Source organism: Caulobacter sp. FG7, assembly GCF_057808875.1.
The window spans coordinates 285,420-305,227 of the sequence record NZ_JBMDIW010000001.1; the positions used below are offsets into that span (position 1 = coordinate 285,420).

Annotated in this window: 15 protein-coding genes; 5 read left to right on the forward strand and 10 right to left on the reverse strand. The window is 69.3% G+C overall.

Going from position 1 to position 19,808, the window contains the following annotated elements:
- Positions 1-199 precede the first annotated feature (199 nt).
- A complete protein-coding gene (locus tag ACODR1_RS01360; protein ID WP_488878843.1) occupies positions 200-8,137 on the forward strand; it encodes a putative Ig domain-containing protein in 7,938 nt (2,645 codons plus the stop codon).
- 266 nt (positions 8,138-8,403) lie between these two features.
- On the opposite strand, the gene ACODR1_RS01365 is transcribed toward ACODR1_RS01360, so the two are convergent.
- Together ACODR1_RS01365 and recQ are read right to left on the reverse strand one after the other, a co-directional pair.
- Positions 8,404-8,718: a hypothetical protein gene (locus ACODR1_RS01365; protein WP_488878844.1), complete on the reverse strand. Its 315-nt coding sequence runs from the start codon at positions 8,716-8,718 to the stop codon at positions 8,404-8,406.
- Between the two features lie 157 nt (positions 8,719-8,875).
- Positions 8,876-10,723, reverse strand: coding sequence for a DNA helicase RecQ (recQ, locus tag ACODR1_RS01370; RefSeq protein ID WP_488878845.1), 1,848 nt, complete (start codon positions 10,721-10,723; stop codon positions 8,876-8,878).
- Between the two features lie 396 nt (positions 10,724-11,119).
- Between recQ and ACODR1_RS01375 the strand changes: the two genes are divergently transcribed.
- Positions 11,120-13,093 (forward strand): transglycosylase domain-containing protein, encoded by a 1,974-nt coding sequence (locus ACODR1_RS01375; RefSeq protein WP_488878846.1) that lies wholly within the window; start codon positions 11,120-11,122, stop codon positions 13,091-13,093.
- Between the two features lie 471 nt (positions 13,094-13,564).
- Entirely contained in the window at positions 13,565-15,028 is a 1,464-nt protein-coding gene (locus ACODR1_RS01380) for a sigma-54-dependent transcriptional regulator (RefSeq protein WP_488878847.1), read from the forward strand.
- 10 nt (positions 15,029-15,038) lie between these two features.
- Here the strand turns inward: ACODR1_RS01380 and ACODR1_RS01385 are convergent, their stop codons facing one another.
- The 3 genes from ACODR1_RS01385 to ACODR1_RS01395 all read right to left on the reverse strand — a co-directional run bounded on the left by ACODR1_RS01385 (position 15,039) and on the right by ACODR1_RS01395 (position 16,579).
- A complete protein-coding gene (locus ACODR1_RS01385; RefSeq protein ID WP_488878848.1) occupies positions 15,039-15,452 on the reverse strand; it encodes a hypothetical protein in 414 nt (137 codons plus the stop codon).
- Positions 15,453-15,673: 221 nt separating this feature from the next.
- The gene (locus ACODR1_RS01390) at positions 15,674-16,192 is read right to left on the reverse strand and encodes a hypothetical protein (RefSeq protein ID WP_488878849.1); all 519 of its coding nucleotides are present in this window, start codon (positions 16,190-16,192) and stop codon (positions 15,674-15,676) included.
- Between the two features lie 57 nt (positions 16,193-16,249).
- Complete coding sequence (locus ACODR1_RS01395; RefSeq protein WP_488878850.1) at positions 16,250-16,579, reverse strand: ArsR/SmtB family transcription factor; 330 nt, start codon at positions 16,577-16,579, stop codon at positions 16,250-16,252.
- A gap of 50 nt (positions 16,580-16,629) precedes the next feature.
- Between ACODR1_RS01395 and ACODR1_RS01400 the strand changes: the two genes are divergently transcribed.
- Positions 16,630-17,100, forward strand: coding sequence for an SRPBCC domain-containing protein (locus ACODR1_RS01400; protein ID WP_488878851.1), 471 nt, complete (start codon positions 16,630-16,632; stop codon positions 17,098-17,100).
- 35 nt (positions 17,101-17,135) lie between these two features.
- Here the strand turns inward: ACODR1_RS01400 and ACODR1_RS01405 are convergent, their stop codons facing one another.
- Both ACODR1_RS01405 and gapR read right to left on the reverse strand, forming a co-directional pair.
- Positions 17,136-17,489 carry a hypothetical protein gene (locus tag ACODR1_RS01405; RefSeq protein ID WP_488878852.1) on the reverse strand — a complete coding sequence of 118 codons (354 nt, stop codon included), beginning with the start codon at positions 17,487-17,489 and terminating at the stop codon, positions 17,136-17,138.
- A 50-nt stretch (positions 17,490-17,539) separates the two neighbouring features.
- On the reverse strand, positions 17,540-17,809 hold the full coding sequence (gapR, locus tag ACODR1_RS01410) for a nucleoid-associated protein GapR (RefSeq protein WP_058348015.1): 270 nt from the start codon (positions 17,807-17,809) through the stop codon (positions 17,540-17,542).
- Between the two features lie 189 nt (positions 17,810-17,998).
- On the opposite strand from gapR, the gene ACODR1_RS01415 reads away from it, so the two are divergent.
- The gene (locus ACODR1_RS01415; protein WP_488878853.1) at positions 17,999-18,355 is read left to right on the forward strand and encodes a hypothetical protein; all 357 of its coding nucleotides are present in this window, start codon (positions 17,999-18,001) and stop codon (positions 18,353-18,355) included.
- 12 nt (positions 18,356-18,367) lie between these two features.
- Here the strand turns inward: ACODR1_RS01415 and ACODR1_RS01420 are convergent, their stop codons facing one another.
- The 3 genes from ACODR1_RS01420 to ACODR1_RS01430 all read right to left on the reverse strand — a co-directional run bounded on the left by ACODR1_RS01420 (position 18,368) and on the right by ACODR1_RS01430 (position 19,684).
- Positions 18,368-19,000: an HAD family hydrolase gene (locus ACODR1_RS01420; protein WP_488878854.1), complete on the reverse strand. Its 633-nt coding sequence runs from the start codon at positions 18,998-19,000 to the stop codon at positions 18,368-18,370.
- Positions 19,000-19,125 carry a type B 50S ribosomal protein L36 gene (gene ykgO / locus ACODR1_RS01425; RefSeq protein ID WP_004616427.1) on the reverse strand — a complete coding sequence of 42 codons (126 nt, stop codon included), beginning with the start codon at positions 19,123-19,125 and terminating at the stop codon, positions 19,000-19,002. Before ykgO ends, ACODR1_RS01420 begins: the two co-directional genes overlap by 1 nt.
- 151 nt (positions 19,126-19,276) lie before the next feature.
- Positions 19,277-19,684, reverse strand: coding sequence for a DUF805 domain-containing protein (locus ACODR1_RS01430; protein WP_488878855.1), 408 nt, complete (start codon positions 19,682-19,684; stop codon positions 19,277-19,279).
- Between the last annotated feature and the right edge of the window lie 124 nt (positions 19,685-19,808).

Here is a 19,808-nt window from a genome sequence, read left to right on the forward strand (position 1 = left end):
GCTGTGCATAATGTACGGTTACGTGTAATGGGCTGGTAATGCGCGCGGATGGAGAGTCCGGGGCGGACTACCGCGCGTGGATATATTGGGGCTGGGGAAATTGATGTTTCAGGGGTGGATGACCCGCATTCTGCGGGGTAACGCGACTGCAGCGCAGTCCGGCGAGGCGCAGGTTCTGCGTGGCCGTGAGCGCACTGTCATGCAGCGCGCGCGCTATCTGGTCATGGCCATGGTCGCTTTGCTGGCGGCCGCGGTCGGGCCCTCGGCGGCCTTCGCCTCGGCATATTGCGACGCGATCAACGCGGGCGCCCTGAACCAGACCACGACCTACACCGCCGGCGCGCTCACCACGACCGACGCGCGGATGACGAGCGGTCTCACCACCCTGAACGGGCTTTTGACCCAGCTGTCGAACCACGCGGCGAGAGCCAGTTGGTACAATGGCGGGGCCAAGTACAATTATACGGTGGGCGAGCAGATCACCGTCACCGCCACGATCACCGGCACTAATCTGAACGCGCGCCTTTATAGAGGGGCGAGCGACACTTCGATCGGCAGCCTGGTCAACAGCGCCAACCTCGCCGCCAGCGGCACGATCACCTGGACGCTGCCGGCGTCGGAGTATGCGCTGGAATCCCGGATCGTCGGCCTCGCGTCGGCGGACGGCACGGTCGTCATCACCGCCAGCTGCCTGCCGCCGATTCCCACGATCACCAACATCGCGCCCAATGCGGGTCCGACGGGCGGCGGCACGAGCGTGACGCTCACGGGCACGGCCCTGACGAACGCCACCCTGACCGTCGACGGCTCGACCGTTACCCCCACTTCGGCCAACGACAACCAGATCGTCTTCAATACGCCTGCTCACGCCGCCGGCGCCGTCACCGTCGCCGTCGCCACGACCGGCGGTACGGCCTCCACCAGCTACACCTATGTCGCGCCTCCGACGGTGACCGCGGTTTCCCCCATCGCCGGCCCCACCGGCGGCGGCCAGACTGTGACCATCACCGGCACGGGCTTCTCGGCCGCCAACCCCACGGGCGCTGTCAGCTTCGGTGCGACCACCGCCACCTACACGATCAACAGCAACACCCAGATCACGGCCACCTCGCCCGCCAATTCGGCTGGCACTTACGATGTCACCGTCACCACGGTGGGCGGCACCAGCGCCACCAGCGCGGCCGACCAGTACACCTACGTCGCCGCGCCGACCGTGACCGCGGTCTCGCCGACGGCCGGTCCGACGGGCGGCGGCACGACGGTGGTCATCACCGGCACGGGCTTCGCAGCCGCCCCCGGTACGGGCGGGGTCAGGTTCGGTGCGGCCAACGCCACCTACACCATCAACAGCAACACCCAGATCACGGCCACCTCGCCCGCCAACTCGGCCGGCACCTACGACATCACCGTGATCACGCCTGGCGGCACCAGCGCCACCAGCGTGTCTGATCAGTTCACCTATGTGAACGCGCCGACGGTGACCTCGATCTCGCCGACCGCGGGTCCGACCTCGGGCGGCACGACGGTGACCATCACCGGCACGGGCTTCGCGGCCGCGGCGGGAACGGGCGCCGTGCAGTTCGGCGCGGCGAGCGCCACCTACACCATCAACAGCAACACCCAGATCACGGCGACGTCGCCGGTCAATTCGGCGGGCACCTACGACGTTCGGGTGACCACGGTGGGCGGGACCAGCGCCACCAGCGCGTCCGACCAGTTCACCTATGTCGCGCCGCCGGTCGCCAGCTCGCAGACCTACGGCTCGATCGTCGCCTATAACGACGGCGCGAACCTTTCGACCAACATCGACCTGTCACTCTATATTACCGGAGGCGGCACGCCGACCAACTACGCGGTCGGTTCGGCCACCACGGCCCAGGGCGGCAGCGTCAGCGTCAACAGCAGCGGCATCGCCACCTATACGCCGCCTGTCGGCTTCCGTAACGCCAACGACAGCTTCACCTACACGGCGACCAACCTCGGCGGCACCTCGGCGCCGGCCACGGTCACCGTCACGATCGGCAATCCGACGATCACGGTGACCCTGCCGTCGCCCACGGCCACGGTCGAACGGGTCTACAACGCCGGCGCCAACCCCGTGACCTTCTCGGGCGGCCGGGCGACCTACACCGTCAACAGCATCAACGGCCTGCCCACGGGCCTGACCTACTCTGGCGGCGTCATCAGCGGCACGCCGGCGGTCAACGGCGTCTTCACCGTCACCGTCAACGTCAGCGACAGCTCGCTGGGCGCTGGTCCCTACAACGCCAACACCACGGCGACCCTGACGGTCAGCCTGCCGCCGGCCCCGGTGGTCTCGTCCTTCTCGATCAACGGCCTGACCTACAACGCCGGTTCGGCCACGGCGACGACGTTCAGCGCGGCCTCGCACGCCACCGAAAGCCCGACCGGCTACCAGGTCGGCGCCTCGTCCTATGGCGCGACGGTCAGCGTCGATAGCGCCGGCCTGATGAGCTACACCCCGCCGGTCGGCTTCCGCGGCACCGACACCTTCAACTGGGTCGCCACCAACGCCGGCGGCACGTCTAACGTCGGCCAGGTCTTCGTGACCGTGGACGACCCGGTGTTCTCGGTCACCCTGCCGGCCGCCACCGGCACGGTCGGCGCCGTCTACAACAGCGGCGGCCTGGCCGTGACCATCAGCGGCGGCAACCCGCCCTATAACAACTTCTCGGCCACGGGCCTGCCCGCCGGCCTGACGATGAGCAGCTCGGGCGTCATCACCGGCACTCCGACCACGGCGGCCAACACCACGGTCGTGGTCACGGTCACCGACAGCTCGGGCGGTAACGGCAGCTACACCAGCACGGCCTCGGCCACGCTGAACATCGCCGCGCCGACCATCACCCTGTCGCCGGCCTCGGGCGCCCTGCCGGGCGGCCAGGCGGGCGTCTCGTACAGCCAGACCATCACCAGCACGGGCGGCTATGCGCCGATCACCTTCGGTGTGACGGCCGGCTCCACGCCGCCTGGGACCTCGCTGGTCGGCAACTCGATCTCGGGTACGCCGACGGCCACGGGCACCTACAACTTCACGATCACGGGCACCGACAGCAGCGGCAACGCCTATGCCGGCTCGGCCGCCTACAGCATCACGGTGGCCGCGCCCGCGATCAACGTGACGACCACGTCGCTGGTCTCTGGTACGGTCGGCGTCGCCTACAGCGACGACGTCGTCGCCACCGGCGGCAACACGCCCTACACCTTCTCTGTCGATACCGGCACGCTGCCGCTCGGCATCACCCTGAACCCCGCCAACGGCCGGATCTCCGGCACGTCGACGCAGGCGGGTTCGTTCCCGATCACGATCCGGGTCACGGACGCGACCACAGGCGGCACCTATTCGGCCACCCAGTCATACACCCTGGTCATCAACCCGCCGACGATCACCCTGTCGTCGACCACGCTGCCCAACGCCACGATCGCTCAAGCCTACAGCGCAAGCGGCGCGCCGATCACGGGCACGGGCGGCACCGCGCCGCTGAGCTACTCGGCGACCGGCCTGCCGGCCGGCCTGACGATCAACGCCACCAGCGGCGTCGTCTCGGGTACGCCGACGGCGGGCGGCAACTTCAACTTCAACGTCACCGCCACCGACAGTTCGACGGGCGCCGGCGCGCCGTTCACCGGCACGCAGAGCTACACGCTGATCGTCGATGCGCCGGCGATCGTCGTCTCGCCGACCAACCCGACCCTCACGCCGGTCGCGGCCGGCGTGGCGGTGAACACCCAGTTCACCGCGGCCGACGGCGTGGGCCCCTACACCTACTCGGTCGGCACGGGCCTGCCTCCGGGCGTCACCCTGTCGGGCGACAGCCTGACGGGCACGGCCACCGCCGTGGGCACCTACACCTTCACCATCACGGCTCAGGACTCGAGCACGGGCGCTGGTCCGTACACCGGCCAGCGCACCTACACCCTGGTCATCGGCGCGCCGGTGATCACGGTCGCGGGCTCGCTGCCCAACGGCCAGTCGGGCGTCGCCTACGGCAGCCACACGCTGACCGCCAGCGGCGGCACCGCGCCCTACACCTTCGCCGACTCGGGCAACCTGCCCGCCGGCCTGACCCTGTCGCCCACCGGCACGCTCTCGGGCACGCCGACGGAAGCGGGGACCTTCAACGTCACCATCTCGGCCACCGACTCGACGGCAGGCGGCTCCTTCCTGGGCAGCGCGGCCTTCACGATCACGATCGCGCCGCCGAGCCTGACCGTGACCACGACCAGCCTGCCCGCCATGACGGCCGGTGCGCCCTACACGGCCACCCTCTCCGCCAGCGGCGGCGTGGCTCCCTACGCCTACGAACTGACGACGGCTCCGGGGTCTCTGCCGACCGGCCTGACCCTGGCCGCCAACGGCCAGATCAGCGGTACGCCGACGGCTTCGGGCGCTTTCAACTTCTCGATCCGCGCCAAGGACTCCACCACGGGGACCGCCGCGCCGTTCTTCAGCGCGCCGCAGGCCTTCGGCGTCACCGTCGGGGCTCCGGTCCTGGTGGTGAACCCGACCAGCCTGCCGGCTGCCACGCAGCACAGCGCCTATAGCCAGACGATCACCGCCAGCGGCGGTACGGCGCCGTACACCTATACGGTGGTCGGTTCCGCACCGGCCGGCCTGTCGCTGAACCCGACCACCGGCGAGCTTGCGGGCACGCCGACGGCCGTGGGCTCGTTCAGCTTCTCCGTCCGGGCCCAGGACTCCACCACCGGCGCCACGCACTTCTTCGACCAGCCCTATACGCTGGCGGTGAACGTGCCGGCTCCGCCGACCCCGGGCGCGGTCTCCCTGACCGTGGCCGCCAACAGCAGCAACAACGTGGTCACCCCGTCGCTGAGCGGCGTCCCGGCGACCTCGGTGGCCGTGGCCGCCGTCCCGGCTCACGGGACCGCGACGGTCAACGGCATGGCCTTCGACTACACGCCGACGGCCGGCTTCTCGGGTACGGACACCTTCACCTACACCGCCTCGAACGCGGGCGGGGCCTCGGCTCCGGCCACGGTCACGATCACCGTCACCGCCCCGACCCTGGTGGTCGCCGGCACGCCGGTGGACGGCATCGTCGCGGTCGCCTATCCCGGCGTGACCTTCACGGCCTCGACCGGTACGGCGCCCTACACCTTCGCGGGGAGCGCCCTGCCTCCGGGCCTGGTGATCAACGCCACGACCGGCGTCCTCTCGGGGACTCCGACCGCGGCGGGGACGTTCAACGCGGTGATCAGCGCCACCGACGCCTACGGCGCCACGGGCTCGGCCACCTTCCCGATCAACATCCTGGCCCCGCTGGTGACCATCACCAGTCCCGCCGCCGGCTCGCTGCCGACTGCGACGGCCTATGTCGCCTACAGCCAGACCTTCACGGCCACGGGCGGCGCCACGCCTCCCAGCTTCGCGGTCACCGCCGGCGCTCTGCCGCCCGGCCTGACCCTGAGCGCCTCGGGCGTGCTGTCGGGCCAGGCGACCACGGTGGGGACCTATAACTTCTCCGTCACGCCCAGCGACGGCTCGGCCTCGCCCGGTCCCTATCCGGGCCCGGCCGTCGCCTACAGCCTGGTGGTGGTCGCCCCGACCCTCACCCTGGGCCCGAACTCGCTGCCGGCCGCCGACTACGGCGTCGCCTACAGCCAGACCTTCCAGGCCGTCGGCGGCGTGCCGCCCTACACCTACACGGTCACCGCCGGCGCCCTGCCGACCGGTGTCACGCTGAACGCCTCGACCGGCGCGCTCTCGGGCGCGCCGATGGAGGAGGGGACCTTCCCGCTGACGGTGCGGGCCACCGACTCCGCCGGCGGTTCGGGTCCGTTCTCGGCCAGCGTCAACGTCACCCTGACGGTCAACCGCGCCCCGGCGCCGGTGGTCGAGCCGACCAGCACGACCACGCCGGCCGGTTCGCCGACGACCGTCGACGTGTCGAACCTGATCGACGGCTTCTATGACTCGGTGGTGATCGTGGATCCGCCGCAACACGGCACGGCCGTCGTCAACGGCGGGGCTGCGCGCATGCGCTCGCAGTCCGGCTCGGGCACGGTGACCATCACCTACACCCCGAACCCGGGCTACTACGGTCCCGACAGCTTCACCTACGCGGCTTCCGGGCCGGGTGGGACCTCGTCGCCGGCCGCGATCAGCGTGGCCGTCGCCGCCCCGGCTCCGGTCGTGGTCGACGATGCGGCGACCCTGAACGCCAACGCCCAGGTGGTCATCCCGGTGACCGCCAACGACACCGGCCCGATCTCGACCATCGCCATCGCCACGGCTCCGACCAACGGCACGGCGACGATCTCGGGCCTCGAAGTGACCTATGTCCCCGCCGCGAACTTCTTCGGCACGGACACCTTCACCTACACGGCCACCGGTCCCGGCGGCACGGGCGGTCCGGCGACGGTCACCGTCACGGTCAACCCGCTGGCGGTCCCGACCCAGGCGGCCCAGACGCTCACCGTGCTGGCCGGCCAGTCGGTGACCCTGGCCGCCACCCAAGGCGCCACCGGCAGCCCCTTCACGGGCGTGACGGTGGTCACCGCTCCGGGCAAGGGCACGGCCGTCGTCAACGGCGAGACCATCGTCTACACCCCGGCCGTCGGCTTCCAGGGCCCGTCGGACAGCTTCACCTACCGGATCAACAATCCGTTCGGTGCGTCCAACCCGGTTCCTGTGACCGTCACCGTCAACCCCGCGCCCCTGACGGCGCCGCCGATCACCGTCGAGATCCTCGCCGGCCAGAAGGCGGTCGTTAATCTGGTGGCCGGAGCCAGCGGCGGGCCGTTCACCGGCGCGGCGGTGGTCTCGACCGCCCCGGCCAACGCCGGCGCCTCGGTGGTCACCAGCCCCTCGTCGGGCGCCTACACCCTGACCTTCACCCCCGACAACGCCTTCGCGGGCACGGCGGTGGTGAGCTACACCCTGAGCAACGCCTTCGCGACTTCGGCCCCCGGCCGGATCAACGTGATCGTCACGGCTCGTCCGGACCCGTCGAAGGATCCGGAAGTGAAGGGTCTGATCGCGGCCCAGGATGCAGCGGCTGTCCGCTTCGCCGACGCCCAGATCAGCAACTTCAACCGTCGCCTCGAGCAGCTGCACAACGGCGGCGGCGCGGGTCGCGGGTTCGGGGTCAGCGTCAGCGGCGGCGTCACCGAGCGCGAGGACGGCCTGGAAGCGCGCGAGCGGTTCCGCAAGTACGCCAGCCTCGGCATGAACGACGCGGCCGATCCGTCCAGCCCGCTGCTGCCTGCCGACACGGCCGGCTACACCGAGAAGGACGACGGCGAAGACGGCCAGGCCGGTCCCAAGCGCTGGGGCGTCTGGGCGGCTGGCTCGGCGGACTTCGGCATGCGTGACGCGGTCGGGTCGCAAAGCGGCTTCCGCTTCACCACCGACGGTCTGACCGGCGGCATCGACTACCGGGTGAACGAAGACTTCGCCTTCGGCCTGGGTCTCGGCTACGGCCGCGACTCCAGCCGGGTCGGCAAGTCGGGCACCAAGAGCAAGGCCGAAAGCTACAGCGCCGGCCTCTACGCCAGCCTGAAGACGGGCGAGAAGACCTTCATCGACGGGGTCCTCGGCTACGGCACGCTCGACTTCGACACCCGCCGCTACGTCACCTCGACGGGCGAGCTGGTGAACGGCGAGCGTGACGGCGACCAGGTGTTCGCGGCTCTGACCTTCGGGATGGAGCAACGGACGCAGACCAGCCTGCTGTCGCCCTACGGCCGCGTCGCCTTCAGCCGCTCGAACCTGGACAAGTTCTCGGAAGTCGGCGGCGGGCCCTTCGGCCTGACCTACCACGCGCAGACCGTGAAGAGCCTCACCGGCACCCTCGGCCTGCGTGGCGAGTTCCTCCGCAAGACGGCGGCCGGCCTGCTGGCTCCGCGCTTCCGGGTCGAGTATTCGCACGACTTCGAGAAGGCCAACGACGCCCTGCTCAACTACACCGACTGGGTGGGCGGGCCGACCTATCGCCTGACGGTGGATCCGATCGACCGCGACCAGCTGCGGCTGGAGCTCGGGGCCGACCTGACCATCAAGAACGGCATCCGGTTCGGCCTGGACTTCGACAACATGGTCACGAAGGACAGCGACAGTCAGGGCGTCAGGCTCTCGATCCAGTCGCCCTTCTGACCGAAGGCGAAGACCTGAACTAGGGAGGGCGGCGCCGGCGACGGCGCCGCCCTTTTCTTTTGTTTCCTCCCCCGCGTGCGGGGGAGGGGGACCACGAAGTGGTGGAGGGAGACTGGGCTCAGTGCGGGCCGTCGCCCCCTCCGTCACGCCGCGTATCCGCAGCGCGCCACCTCCCCCAGCGCCCAAAAGAAAACGCCCGACGGGTTGGTCCCGCCGGGCGTTCGCTGTTTCGGGCTCGAAGGGCGCGGCGTCCGCGCCCGCGCAAACTACCGGTCGAAGTTGCGGGCCAGCAGGAATCCGAACACCGCGCCGGCCACGAAGGTGCCCAGGGCCAGGGCCAGCGGATGCTCCTCGGCGGCCTTGTGGGCGGCCTCGGCCTTGGGCTTGGACCAGGCGACGGCGGCGTCGGTCTTCTCGTGCACGTACTCGCGGGCGACCTGGGTCTTTTCGACGGCGGTCTCGGCGACGGTGGTCGCGGCCTTCTTGACGGCCTCGGTGGCCTTGGCGGCGGTCTTCCTGGCGCTGGCCTTGACGGTGCTGGCGCCGCCGGCGAGGTCGGTCTTGATGGTGGCGTCGGTCATCGGCGTCTCCCGGTGTGAAAGGACTTGGTGTCGGGGCCCCGCGCAAGGCGCGCCCCGAGGCGTCTGGAGACTAACACCTGGCGAGCCGGTTTGGTTCGGGCAAGAGGCGATCACACGCGTTTTGCGCGTATCGGCGCAAAAGAACCCGCGTGGCGGCTCAGTTGTCGCGCACGACCTTCAGCACCGCCTCGCCATAGCGGTCGAGCTTGCCCTGGCCCACGCCGCCGGACTTGCCCAGCGCCGCCAGGGTCAGCGGGCGGGCGGCGGCGATCTCGGCCAGGGTGGCGTCGTGGAAGATCACGTAGGGCGGCACGTGCTGGGCCGAGGCCTGGTCCTTGCGCCAGGCGCGCAGGGCCTCGAACAGCATCTGGTCGCCCGGCGGCACGGTCAGGGCCTGGCGTCGGCGCAGGCTCTTGCCGCCGCCGCTCGCGCCCTTGCCGCCATCCCCGCCCGGGGCCTGGCGCAGCGACACCTGCCGCTCGCCACGATAGACGGCGCGCACGCCCTCGCCGTCGCCCAGGCCGATCAGCGGCCGGCCCTCGTTGGGGTCCTCGCGCAGCAGGCCCTCGAAGACCAGCGTATCGAGCAGGTCGCGCCAGCCCTGCGGGCTGAACTCCTTGCCGATGCCGAAGGTCGACATCTGGGCTTCCTGCTGTGAGACGTCCTTGGTCTTGCCCAGCAGGTGGTCGATCAGCCGGCCGCGGCCGAACCGGCCGCCAAGACGATGGGCGGCCGACAGGGCCTTCTGGGCGGCCTGGGTGGCGTCGACCCCCGTCGGGGGCGAGACGCAGATGTCGCAGGTCCCGCAGCGCTCGACCCCCTCCTCGCCGAAATAGCGGCGGACGGCGGCGGCGCGGCAGGTCATGCCTTCCAGCATGGCGTAGAACTGCCGCAGCTTGCGGCTCTGCACCTGCTTGACCTCGTCGGGGGCCTCGCGGGCGTCGATGCGGCGGCCGGCCCAGGCCAGGTCGGCGCTGCTATAGAGGGTGATGCCCTCGGCCGGCTGGCCGTCACGTCCGGCGCGGCCGATCTCCTGCCAATAGGCCTCAATGGCGGCCGGCGGATCGGCGTGGATCACGAAGCGGACGTCGGGCTTGTCGACCCCCATGCCGAAGGCGATGGTCGCCACCATCACCGCCTCGTCGGCCTCGAGGAACTGCTCCAGGCGGCGGGCGCGCACGGTCTTGTCGAGGCCGGCGTGATAGGCCAGGGCCGGCACGCCGTTGTCGATCAGCATCTGGGCCAGTTTCTCGGTCGAGTCCCGGCTGCCGGCATAGACGACGCCCGCGCGGCCTGGCCGCTCGGTGACCAGTTCGATGACCCGGTCGTGGCCCTTGCCGCGCTTGCGTTCGGCGTTGAGCGCCAGTTCGGGACGGGCGAAGCTGTCGACGAACTCGGCCGCGCCCTGCAGGCGCAGCTCCATGCGGATGTCGTCGCGGGTGCGGGCGTCGGCCGTGGCCGTCACCGCCAGGCGCGGGACGTTGGGGAACACCTCGGCGATGCGGCCCAGCATCCGGTACTCGGGCCGGAAGTCGTGGCCCCACTGGCTGACGCAGTGGGCTTCGTCGACGGCGACCAGCGACAGATCCAGGCGCGACAGCCGCTCCAGCATCCAGCCCTGCATCAGGCCTTCGGGCGACAGGTAGAGCAAATCGAGCTGCCCAGCCTCGATGCGCCGCCAGATCTCGGCGCGTTCCTCGGGCAGGGTGTTGCTATCCAGGCGTTCGGCGGCGACGCCGGCCTGCTGCAGGCCCGCCACCTGGTCGGCCATCAGCGCGATCAGCGGCGAGACCACCAGCCCCAGGCCCGGGCGGACTAGGGCGGGGATCTGGTAGCAGAGGCTCTTGCCGCCGCCGGTCGGCAGCACCGCCAGGGCGCTGCGGCCTTCCAGCAGCTCGCCGACCACCTGCGCCTGCAGGCCGCGGAAATCCTGGTGGCCGAAGGTGCGGCGCAGGACATCGCGCGCGGCGTCGAGCGAGGGCGGGGAGGCGAGGGCGGTGGACACGGCGCTCTTTTGGCAGGGGCGAGACTCCGCGCCAAGGCCGGAAACAGCGGATTTTTCAGATCCTCCGCCTCAGTCGGCTTTGCCGACGGTTCCCCCAGAGGGGGAGCATCCTGGCGCTTTAGATCCTCCCCCTCTGGGGGAGGTGGCCCGGAGGGCCGGAGGGGGGACGTTTTCAGCTTCCGTAACCCCGACCGATTTTGCACCCACGCCCCCCGCCGATCGCTGACGCGATCGCCTCCCCCACGGGGGGAGGTTCCTGGTTGTGGGACCCGCCCGCTCGGGTTCTCCCCCGCTTGGTTAAACCGCGTTCACCTCTCGTCAATTCTATCGCGTGTTTGGTCGCTGTGAGCTATGACACCGCCACGCGGGCGGGGCTAACGAGACCTAGGGTTACAGATGGCTAACGGCGCCTTCGGCGGAAACAAGCCGGCGAAGACTCAACGCACGCCCCTCCAGGCGCTGCTTTACTGGACGACGGTCCTGGGCGTGTGGGGGCTGATCTTCGTGGTCACCTTCTTCGCGGTGTTCGCGCGCGACCTGCCCGACACCTCCAAGCTCTACGACGTCACCCGCCAGCCCTCGATCAACTACCTGGATCGCTCGGGCGCGCTCCTGGCCGTGCGCGGCAGCCAGTACGCGCCGCCGGTCGACATCGACGCCCTGCCCGAATACGTGCCGGCCGCCTTCGTCGCCATCGAGGACCGCCAGTTCTACCACCACTTCGGGTTCAACCCGTGGGGCATCGCCCGCTCGCTGATCTGGAACATCACCCATGACGGCGGCCCCCAGCGCGGCGGCTCGACCATCACCCAGCAGCTGGCCCGCAACCTGTTCCTCAGCCCGGCCCAGAACTACAAGCGCAAGGCCCAGGAGCTGATCCTGGCCGTCTGGCTAGAGCTGAAGTTCAGCAAGAAGCAGATCCTGGCGCTCTACATGAACCGGGTCTATTTCGGCGCCGGCGCCTATGGCATCGAGGCCGCCTCGCAGCGCTACTTCAACAAGCCCGCGAAAGACCTGACCATCGGCGAGGCCGCCCTGCTGGCCGGCATGATGAAGGGCCCGGCCCGCTACTCGCCGGTCAGCGCCAGCGAGCGCGCCGCCCGTCGCGCCACCGTCGTGCTCGACGAGATGGTGCGCCTGAAGGCCATCACCCCCGAGCAGCGCGACGAGGCCTTCAAGACCCCGGTTCAGGTGTCGGCCACCCTGGCCAACCAGCGCGCCCAGTATTTCACCGACTATGTCGACGCCCAGGTGCGCTCGCTGGTCGGCGAACCGACCGAGGACCTGGTGGTCGAGACCACGCTGGACCTGCCGATCCAGGTGGCGGCCGAGCGCGCCGTGCAACTGGGCGTCGAGGGCCATCTGAAGCAGGGCGTCCAGCAGGCCGCCCTGGTGGCCATCGACGGCGAAGGCCGCATCCGCGCCTATGTCGGCGGCGAGGACTACGGCCAGAGCCAGTTCGACCGCGCCACCAGCGCCCGCCGCCAGGCCGGCTCGGCCTTCAAGCCGTTCGTCTATCTCACCGCCATGGACCAGGGCCGCAATCCCAGCGTCATGGTGGTCGACGAGCCGGTGAAGATCGGCAACTGGGAGCCGCGCAACTACACCAACACCTTCCTGGGTCCCATGACCCTGCAGACGGCGCTCGCCCAGTCGATCAACACGGTCGCCGCGCGCCTGGCCAACGAGGTCGGCACCAGCAACGTCGCCGCCACCGCCCGGCGCCTCGGCATCACCAGCAAGATCCAGCTGGATCCGTCGATGGCCCTGGGCGCCGTCGAGGTCAGCCCGCTGGAAATGGCCCAGGCCTACGCCCCGTTCGCCAACGGCGGCTTCCTGGCCAAGGGCTACGGCATCGAGCGCATCCGCACCGCCTCTGGCAAGGTGCTCTACGACCACAGCGTCGACAAGCAGCCGCGCCCGTCGGTGATCGGCTCGCCGTCGCTGCAATACATGAACCAGATGATGCGCCAGGTGGTGAACGGCGGCACTGGCGGCCGCGCCAAGGTCGCCGGCTACGACATCGCCGGCAAGACCGGCACCACCAGCGACTACAAGGACGCCTGGTTCGTCGGCTACACCGGCGGCTTCGTCGCCGCGGTGTGGACCGGCAAGGACGACAACACCGCCATGAAGCGCGTCAGCGGCGGCGGCCCGCCGGCCGAGATCTGGAAGGTGTTCATGAGCTCGGCCCTGCCGCGCCTGAAGGCCACCCCGATTCCCGGCGGCGTCGCCGAGGTTCCCGCGCCGGTCGAGGACCCGATCGGCGACATCCTGGGCGGCGGCGAGACCCCCGCCGCGGATCCGGGCGCCGCCCCGCCGCCGGCTGGAACTCCGCCGGCCCAGACGGCGCCGGAACTGCCTTACTGAGAAGACCCATCGCCCCGGACGTCAGCCGACGTCCGGGGCGATCCTTTTGACCCTCTCTCTTAGAGAGAGGGAGGGGCCCATGCGAAGCATGGGAGGGTGAGTGGTTACACCTTCAGCCGGCGTGCCGGCACTTCACCCCCAACGGCGCCAGGATCGTCCAGAGGCTTCGCCTACCCACTCACCCTCCCACGCCTGCGGCGCGGGCCCCTCCCTCTCTCCACGAGAGAGGGCTTCTTTGGGCGGCTTCTGGACCTTTGCCAGTGTCTGGGAACAGTCTTGCCGCGAGCGGGGGCAGGGAAAAGGCATCCTATCCAGCCCAATCCGGCCAACAGCGTAAACCGTTGTTAAGGCTCACTGTTAAGGTCTGCGACACCTCTCCGAAAGCCGGTGTTTACCCCCTGCCTGTATCACTCTGAACCAACAAGAGTCGCTCTCCACGTGGGCGCGGCCGGTTCTGGTGGATGGCCTTCAATGACCAAGACGGTGCTCGTCGTCGACGACGATCCGACCCAACGTCGACTGATCCAGGCGGTGCTGGAGCGCGAAGGTTTCGCGGTCTGCCACGCCGAGAACGGCGACGCGGCCATGGCGCACCTGGCCGCCGGCGCGCCGGCCGACGTGATCCTGCTGGATCTCGTCATGCCCGGCCTGCCCGGCCAGGAGGCGCTGAAGGAGATGCGCGCGCGCGGCTACGCCCAGCCGGTGATCGTGCTGACCGCCAGCGGCGGCGTCGACACCGTGGTGAAAGCCATGCAGGCCGGCGCCACCGACTTCTTCATCAAGCCCGCCAGCCCCGAACGGATCACCGTGTCGATCCGCAACGCCCTGTCGATGGGCGACCTCAAGGGCGAGGTCGATCGCCTCAACAAGCGCGTCGCGGGCCGCACCACCTTCTCCGACCTGATCGGAACCTCGCCGGCCATGACCATGGTCAAGCGCATCGGCGAGCGCGCCGCCAAGAGCGCGATTCCCGTGCTGATCACCGGCGAGAGCGGCGTCGGCAAGGAGCTGATCGCCCGCGCCGTGCACGGCTCGTCGGATCGCGCCGGCAAGCCGTTCGTGGCCGTCAACTGCGGCGCCATCCCCGAGAACCTCGTCGAGTCGATCCTGTTCGGCCACGAGAAGGGCAGCTTCACCGGCGCGTCCGACAAGCACTCGGGCAAGTTCAAGGAAGCCGACGGCGGCACCCTGTTCCTCGACGAGGTGGGCGAGCTGCCGCTGGACGTCCAGGTCAAGTTGCTGCGCGCCCTGCAGGAGGGCGAGATCGACCCGATCGGCTCCAAGCGCTCGGTCAAGGTCGACGTGCGCATCGTCTCGGCCACCAATCGCGACCTGTCGGCCGCGGTCGCCCAAGGCCTGTTCCGCGAGGATCTCTATTACCGCCTGAACGTCTTCCCGGTGGAGGCGCCCAGCTTGCGCGAACGCCGCGAGGACATCCCGGCCCTGGTCGAGGCCTTCGTGCGCCGCTTCAACGTCGAGGAAGGCAAGCGCGTGGTCGGGGCCTCGCCCGAGACCCTGCAGATCCTCTGCGCCTTCGACTGGCCCGGCAACGTGCGCCAGCTGGAGAACGCGGTCTACCGCGCCATCGTGCTGGCCGACGCGCCCTACCTGCAGCCCTACGACTTCCCGGCCATCTCGGGCGTCGTGGCCCCGCCGCTGGAGCCGTCGCCGATCGAGCCGCTGCCGGTGATGATCCAAGCCGCCGCCGCCCACGCCGAGACCGGCGCGCTGGGCGAGGCGCCGGTGCGCATCCTCGACGGCCACGGCCACCTGCGGACCCTGGAGGAGATCGAGCGCGACCTCATCCAGCACGCCATCGAGGTCTATGCCGGCCACATGAGCGAGGTCGCACGGCGCCTCGGCATCGGCCGCTCGACCCTCTATCGCAAGGTCCGCGAGCAGGGCATCGACGTCGACGTCAAGGAAGCCTCGTAAGGGCGCGGCCTCAGGCCGCCTCTTCCTCGTCCACGGCGGTCCAGCCGGCGCCGTCGCGGCGGACGCGATGGTCGGTCTCCAGGGCCTGCAGTTCCAGCAGCACGGCTGCCAGCGGCAGGGCGCGGTTCCAGCGGCGCTCCAGCTGGCGGACGATCTCGGGGACGGTCATCACCGCGCCCTCGCGGCCCAGCACCATCAGGATCATGTCGCGGGCGGCGCGCGGCTTGCGGCCGCGGCGGGCCGGGGCCGCGAAGCTGGCGGGTTCGCCAGGCGCGGCCAGGCCGGCGCGCTCCAGCGCCCCCAGGGCCACGCCGATCGCCTTCAGCTCGCCTTCGAAAGGCTCCTGCGCGCGGCGCTGGGCCTCGATCATGCGCACTTCCAGGTCGGCTTTCCGGCGCAGAAGGAATTCGTAGGTGTTGGCCATCGCCTCGTTCCCGTGAACGGGTCGCCAGGCCGGCCTCCACGCACCGACCCCTCCGACGCCGCCTTTCGGCCGCTCCGCTCACTTAGTTCAATGATTGTAATGATTTACGCTGGCGGCAGTTTGTCGCAGCATTCTTAATGCGAGATTAACCGCAGTCCGAGAACGTCGGTATTTGGTAAGAAATAAAGACTGTTTTCGTGTCTTTCGGCACAGATGCTCGGTCAGATTGCGCCCGGTTCGGCGGCGGGAGTTCCTTGTCCTGCCTGGCCTTGGCCCCAGCGGGCGACCAGGGCGATCGGCACGCCCACCAGCACAAGATGCGCTCCCAGGTTGTTAACAAAGCGCGGCCAGGCGAAGGCGGCCGCCGGACCCACCTGGCTGAGCGGCAGCACGACATAGTTCATGACGACGTAGGTCGCCGCGCCGTAGGCCAGGCCCATCAGCAGCGGCCGGCGGACCAGCACCGGCAGGCGCCGCGCGGCCAGCACGTAGAGCGCCGCCATCACCGACATGATGAAGTAGTGCAGGAAGAGACCCAGGGCCGCCGTGGCGCTCCCGCCCTGGAAGGCCGCCTTGCCCAGGAGGCCGCTGGCGATCGACTGCAGGATCCGCTGGGGCGGCACGGCCTTGGTCACGCCCCAGAAGGTGAAGGCGTCCAGGATGTCCAGCGTGCCGGCCAGCAGGGTGGCGGCGGCGATGACGAGCAGCACGGGGCGCGTCGCGCCGTGTCGGATGGCCATGAGCGGTTCCTCCCCGTCCTTGGCGGCGAGGCTAGACCGGCGAACGGCGTTCGACAATCACGCGCCTTCCAGGTCGTGCTTCAGGCGGTTGAGCAGGTCGGCGGCGGCCAGGGCGTAGGGGCCGATCCAGCGGTCGTGGATGTCCTGGAAGGGGCCGGCGTCCAGGTGGTTCCAGCGCACCCGGCCCTCGCGCCGCACGACGATCAGCCCGGCCCGCTCCAGCACGCCCAGGTGCTGCATGACGGTGCAACGGTCCAGCGTTCCGGCGAAGTGCTCGCACAGGTCTCCCGTCGTTCGCGGGGCGGCCTTCATCAGGTCCAGCATCTGCCGCCGCCGGGAGTCGGCCAGGGCCTTGAACAGCAGGTCGTCTTGGGCGGCGCTTGACATGTTATAGAATTATAACCTTACATGCCGGCGTTCGCCAAGGGAGGACCGCCATGTCCAGCGACGCCAGATCCGACCAGACCCCGCTGGCCTTCGAGGTGCAGCTGAAGATCCGCAAACCCGCCGCCGAAGTGTTCGACGCCGTCGTCGACCCTGAGAAGCTCAGCGGCTATTTCCTGCGCGAGGGCAGCGGCCCGCTGGTCGCCGGAACCACCGTGCTGTGGCAGTTCCCCGAGTTCGAGGAGCGCTATCCGGTGGTGGTGCGCGAGGTCGCGGCCCCCGAGCGCATCGTGCTGGAGTGGGGCTCGGCCATCGCCGGCGACCCCGACACCCGGGTGGTGATGACCTTCGTGGCGCTCGATGCGGCAAACACCATGGTCAAGATCAGCGAGTCCGGCTGGCCCCACACGCCCGAGGGCCTGAAGGCCTCGCACGGCAACGCCGGCGGCTGGATGCACATGATGGCCGCGATGAAGGCCTACCTCGAGTACGGGATAAACCTGCGCGAGGGCGGGGCGTTTTAAGAGTCCCTCTCTCGAAGAGAGAGGGGTCAAAACGCCTAGCCCTCGTCCTCGGCCTCTTCCACCACCTCCGGCCGGCCCTTGCGGGTGAAGCCCTTGCCGCGCTTCATCGGCTTGCGCTCGCCCTTGGCCTTGGCGGTGATTTCCTTGAGCTTGATGGTCTGGTTGACCGACAGGGCCTGGCCGGCGCCGCCCTTTTCCGGGTCTCCGAAGGCTCTTCCATAGGTCTCGATGCGCTGGGCCACCGAGCCCAGGAACTCGCCCTCCCAGTCGGAAAGCTCGATCCCGCCCTTGTCGGCCATTCGCCTGGCCTTCTTGAGGGCGCTGAGGGCGGCCTTCCTGGCCTGGGCCCTTGGATCCGGGGCTTTGCGATCGGGCGGCTTGGCGCGCATGACGTCAGCCTAGCAAAAAGGCCCTCTCCGGGGAGAGGGCCTTTTCAAAATCAGATCTCGCCGATGGCCGAGAGGTAGAGGTCGAGGATGGCGTCCTCTTCCTGGCGCTTGGCGCGGTCGGTCTTGCGCAGGCGGACCACCTTCTTGAGCACCTTGACGTCGAAGCCGTTGCCCTTGGCCTCGAGGTAGACTTCCTTGATCTGCTCCATGATCTCGGCCTTTTCGACTTCGAGGCGCTCGACGCGCTCGATGATCGACTTCAGCTGGCCCTGGGCGGTGGAGTTCAGAACGTCGGCGTGCGGGATGGCGTCGTCGGCCATGGAGATCTCTCGCGAAAAGGGGCTGAAAACCGGAGCCGCGGAAACTAGTTCGGACGCGCCCCGAGGGAAAGCCGATTCAGAGGGAAAGATCGGCGACGGCGCGATGCATGCTTGACGTGCGCCAGCCGCGACAGCAACCAGTGCGGATGTAATCCGGGCGGGTTTTCCGCCCGTGACCACGGGGGATACATGCTCAAGACCATCTTCCGCGTCGCGGCGTGCGCCGCCGCGCTTTGCGCGGGCTCGTTCCAGGCCGCCCAGGCTTCCGACCTGTCGAACTACGAGTCGATCGGCGAAATCCTGGTCCTCAACGGCGGCGTCGTGCTGTTCTTCACCGGCAACACCTCGCGGTCGACGCCTCCCGCCTGCCATACCATGACCGGCCGTTGGGCTTTCGATGGCAGCACGCCCGCGGGCCAGGCCAAGCTTTCGGCCCTGATGACGGCCTATGCGATGAAGAAGAAGGTCAAGATTCTGGGCCTGTCGACCTGCAGTGTCTGGGGCGACACGGAAACGATGAACTACATCGTGCTCGAGCCCAACTGAGCCTGGATGGGGTCAGGCGATCGCGGGCGCCAGCAGCCCATGCGCCTCGACCGCCGGACGCAGCGCCGCCGGGTCGGTGAAGTGGTGGACGTGGAAGCCCATCGCCCGCGCGGCCTCGATGTTGGCGGCGCTGTCGTCGACGAACAGCAGGTCCATGGGTGACAGGCCGGTGCGTTCGAGGACGATCTCGTAGATGCGCGGATCGGGCTTGATGACTTTTTCCTCGGCCGAGACGACGGCGTCGCGGAAATGGCGGAAGGCCGGGCTCATGGCCTGCACGCCCGGCCAGCTTTCGCTCGACATGTTGGTCAGGGCGAACTGCGGCACGCCGGCTGCGGCCAGGTCCTCGATCAGGGATTCGGTCTCGGCGATCACGCCCGAGAACATCTCGTCCCAGCGATCCCACCAGGCGGCCAGATGCTGGGCGTGCTCGGGAAACTGTGCGGCGCGCAGGGCGATGTTCTCGCCGAAGGAGAGGCCGCGATCGGTTTCGCTATGCCAGTCCAGGGTCCCGACATGCGAAAGGAACCGGTCGAGATCGGCCGGTTCCTTGAAGATCTTCGCGTAGAGCGTGCGCGGGTTCCAGCGCACGATGACGTTGCCGACGTCCCAGAGCAGGGCCCTGGGCGACGCAGGCGGCGTCATCAGCCCTGCTTGGCCTTGAAGCGCGGGTCGGTCTTGTTGATGATGTAGATGACGCCCTTGCGACGCACCATCTTGCAGTCGCGGTGGCGACCCTTCAGCGACTTCAGCGAGCTGCGAACCTTCATGACCGTCTCTGTTGTCAGCGGAGAGGTTCGGGCGCGCCATCAAGCTCGCCGGAACATCCGGATGTTTCGGAGGGCGTGCGTATAGGCAAGACGGGGCGATGAGTCAATCGGCCAAGGCCCCGCTGCGCGCAGCCGTCGCGCGGTGTTGCGCTCAAGCCTCCGTCTGGGGCGCGGGCGGGACCGCCGGCTTGAACGACAGCCCCTTGGGCGGGGGCGGTCCGAAGCGGTTGTCGGTCGCCTGGCCGGGCAGGCCGCCCAGGACCGACAGCAGCACCGGCAGCACCAGCACCGCCACGCCCAGGGCGTTCTGGTAGGCCTGGGGCGCAATGACGAAGCCGCCGCCGAAGAACAGCGCCAGGAGGGCGACGAACACCCCGCCGGCCCACCAGCCGGTGCGGCCAAGGTCGTGCAGGCGCGGGATGGCGGCGATCAGCATCACCACCAGGGCGGCCGGCAGGGGACGCATGAACACAAGGGCCGAGACCAGCGTGGCGGCGATCGCCACCCCGACGATGACCCAGTAGCTGGCGCGGTTGATCCGGCCCTTCAGCAGTTGCACGTCGAACCCCTCGCGCCGACCTCGGTATGTCGAAGCCTTCTAGAGCAAAGCTTGTGGAGAGGCGATGCGAACCGGGAACTCACTTTGTCCTGGCGTCCTTGTGATTGAAGCTTTCGCACGAACC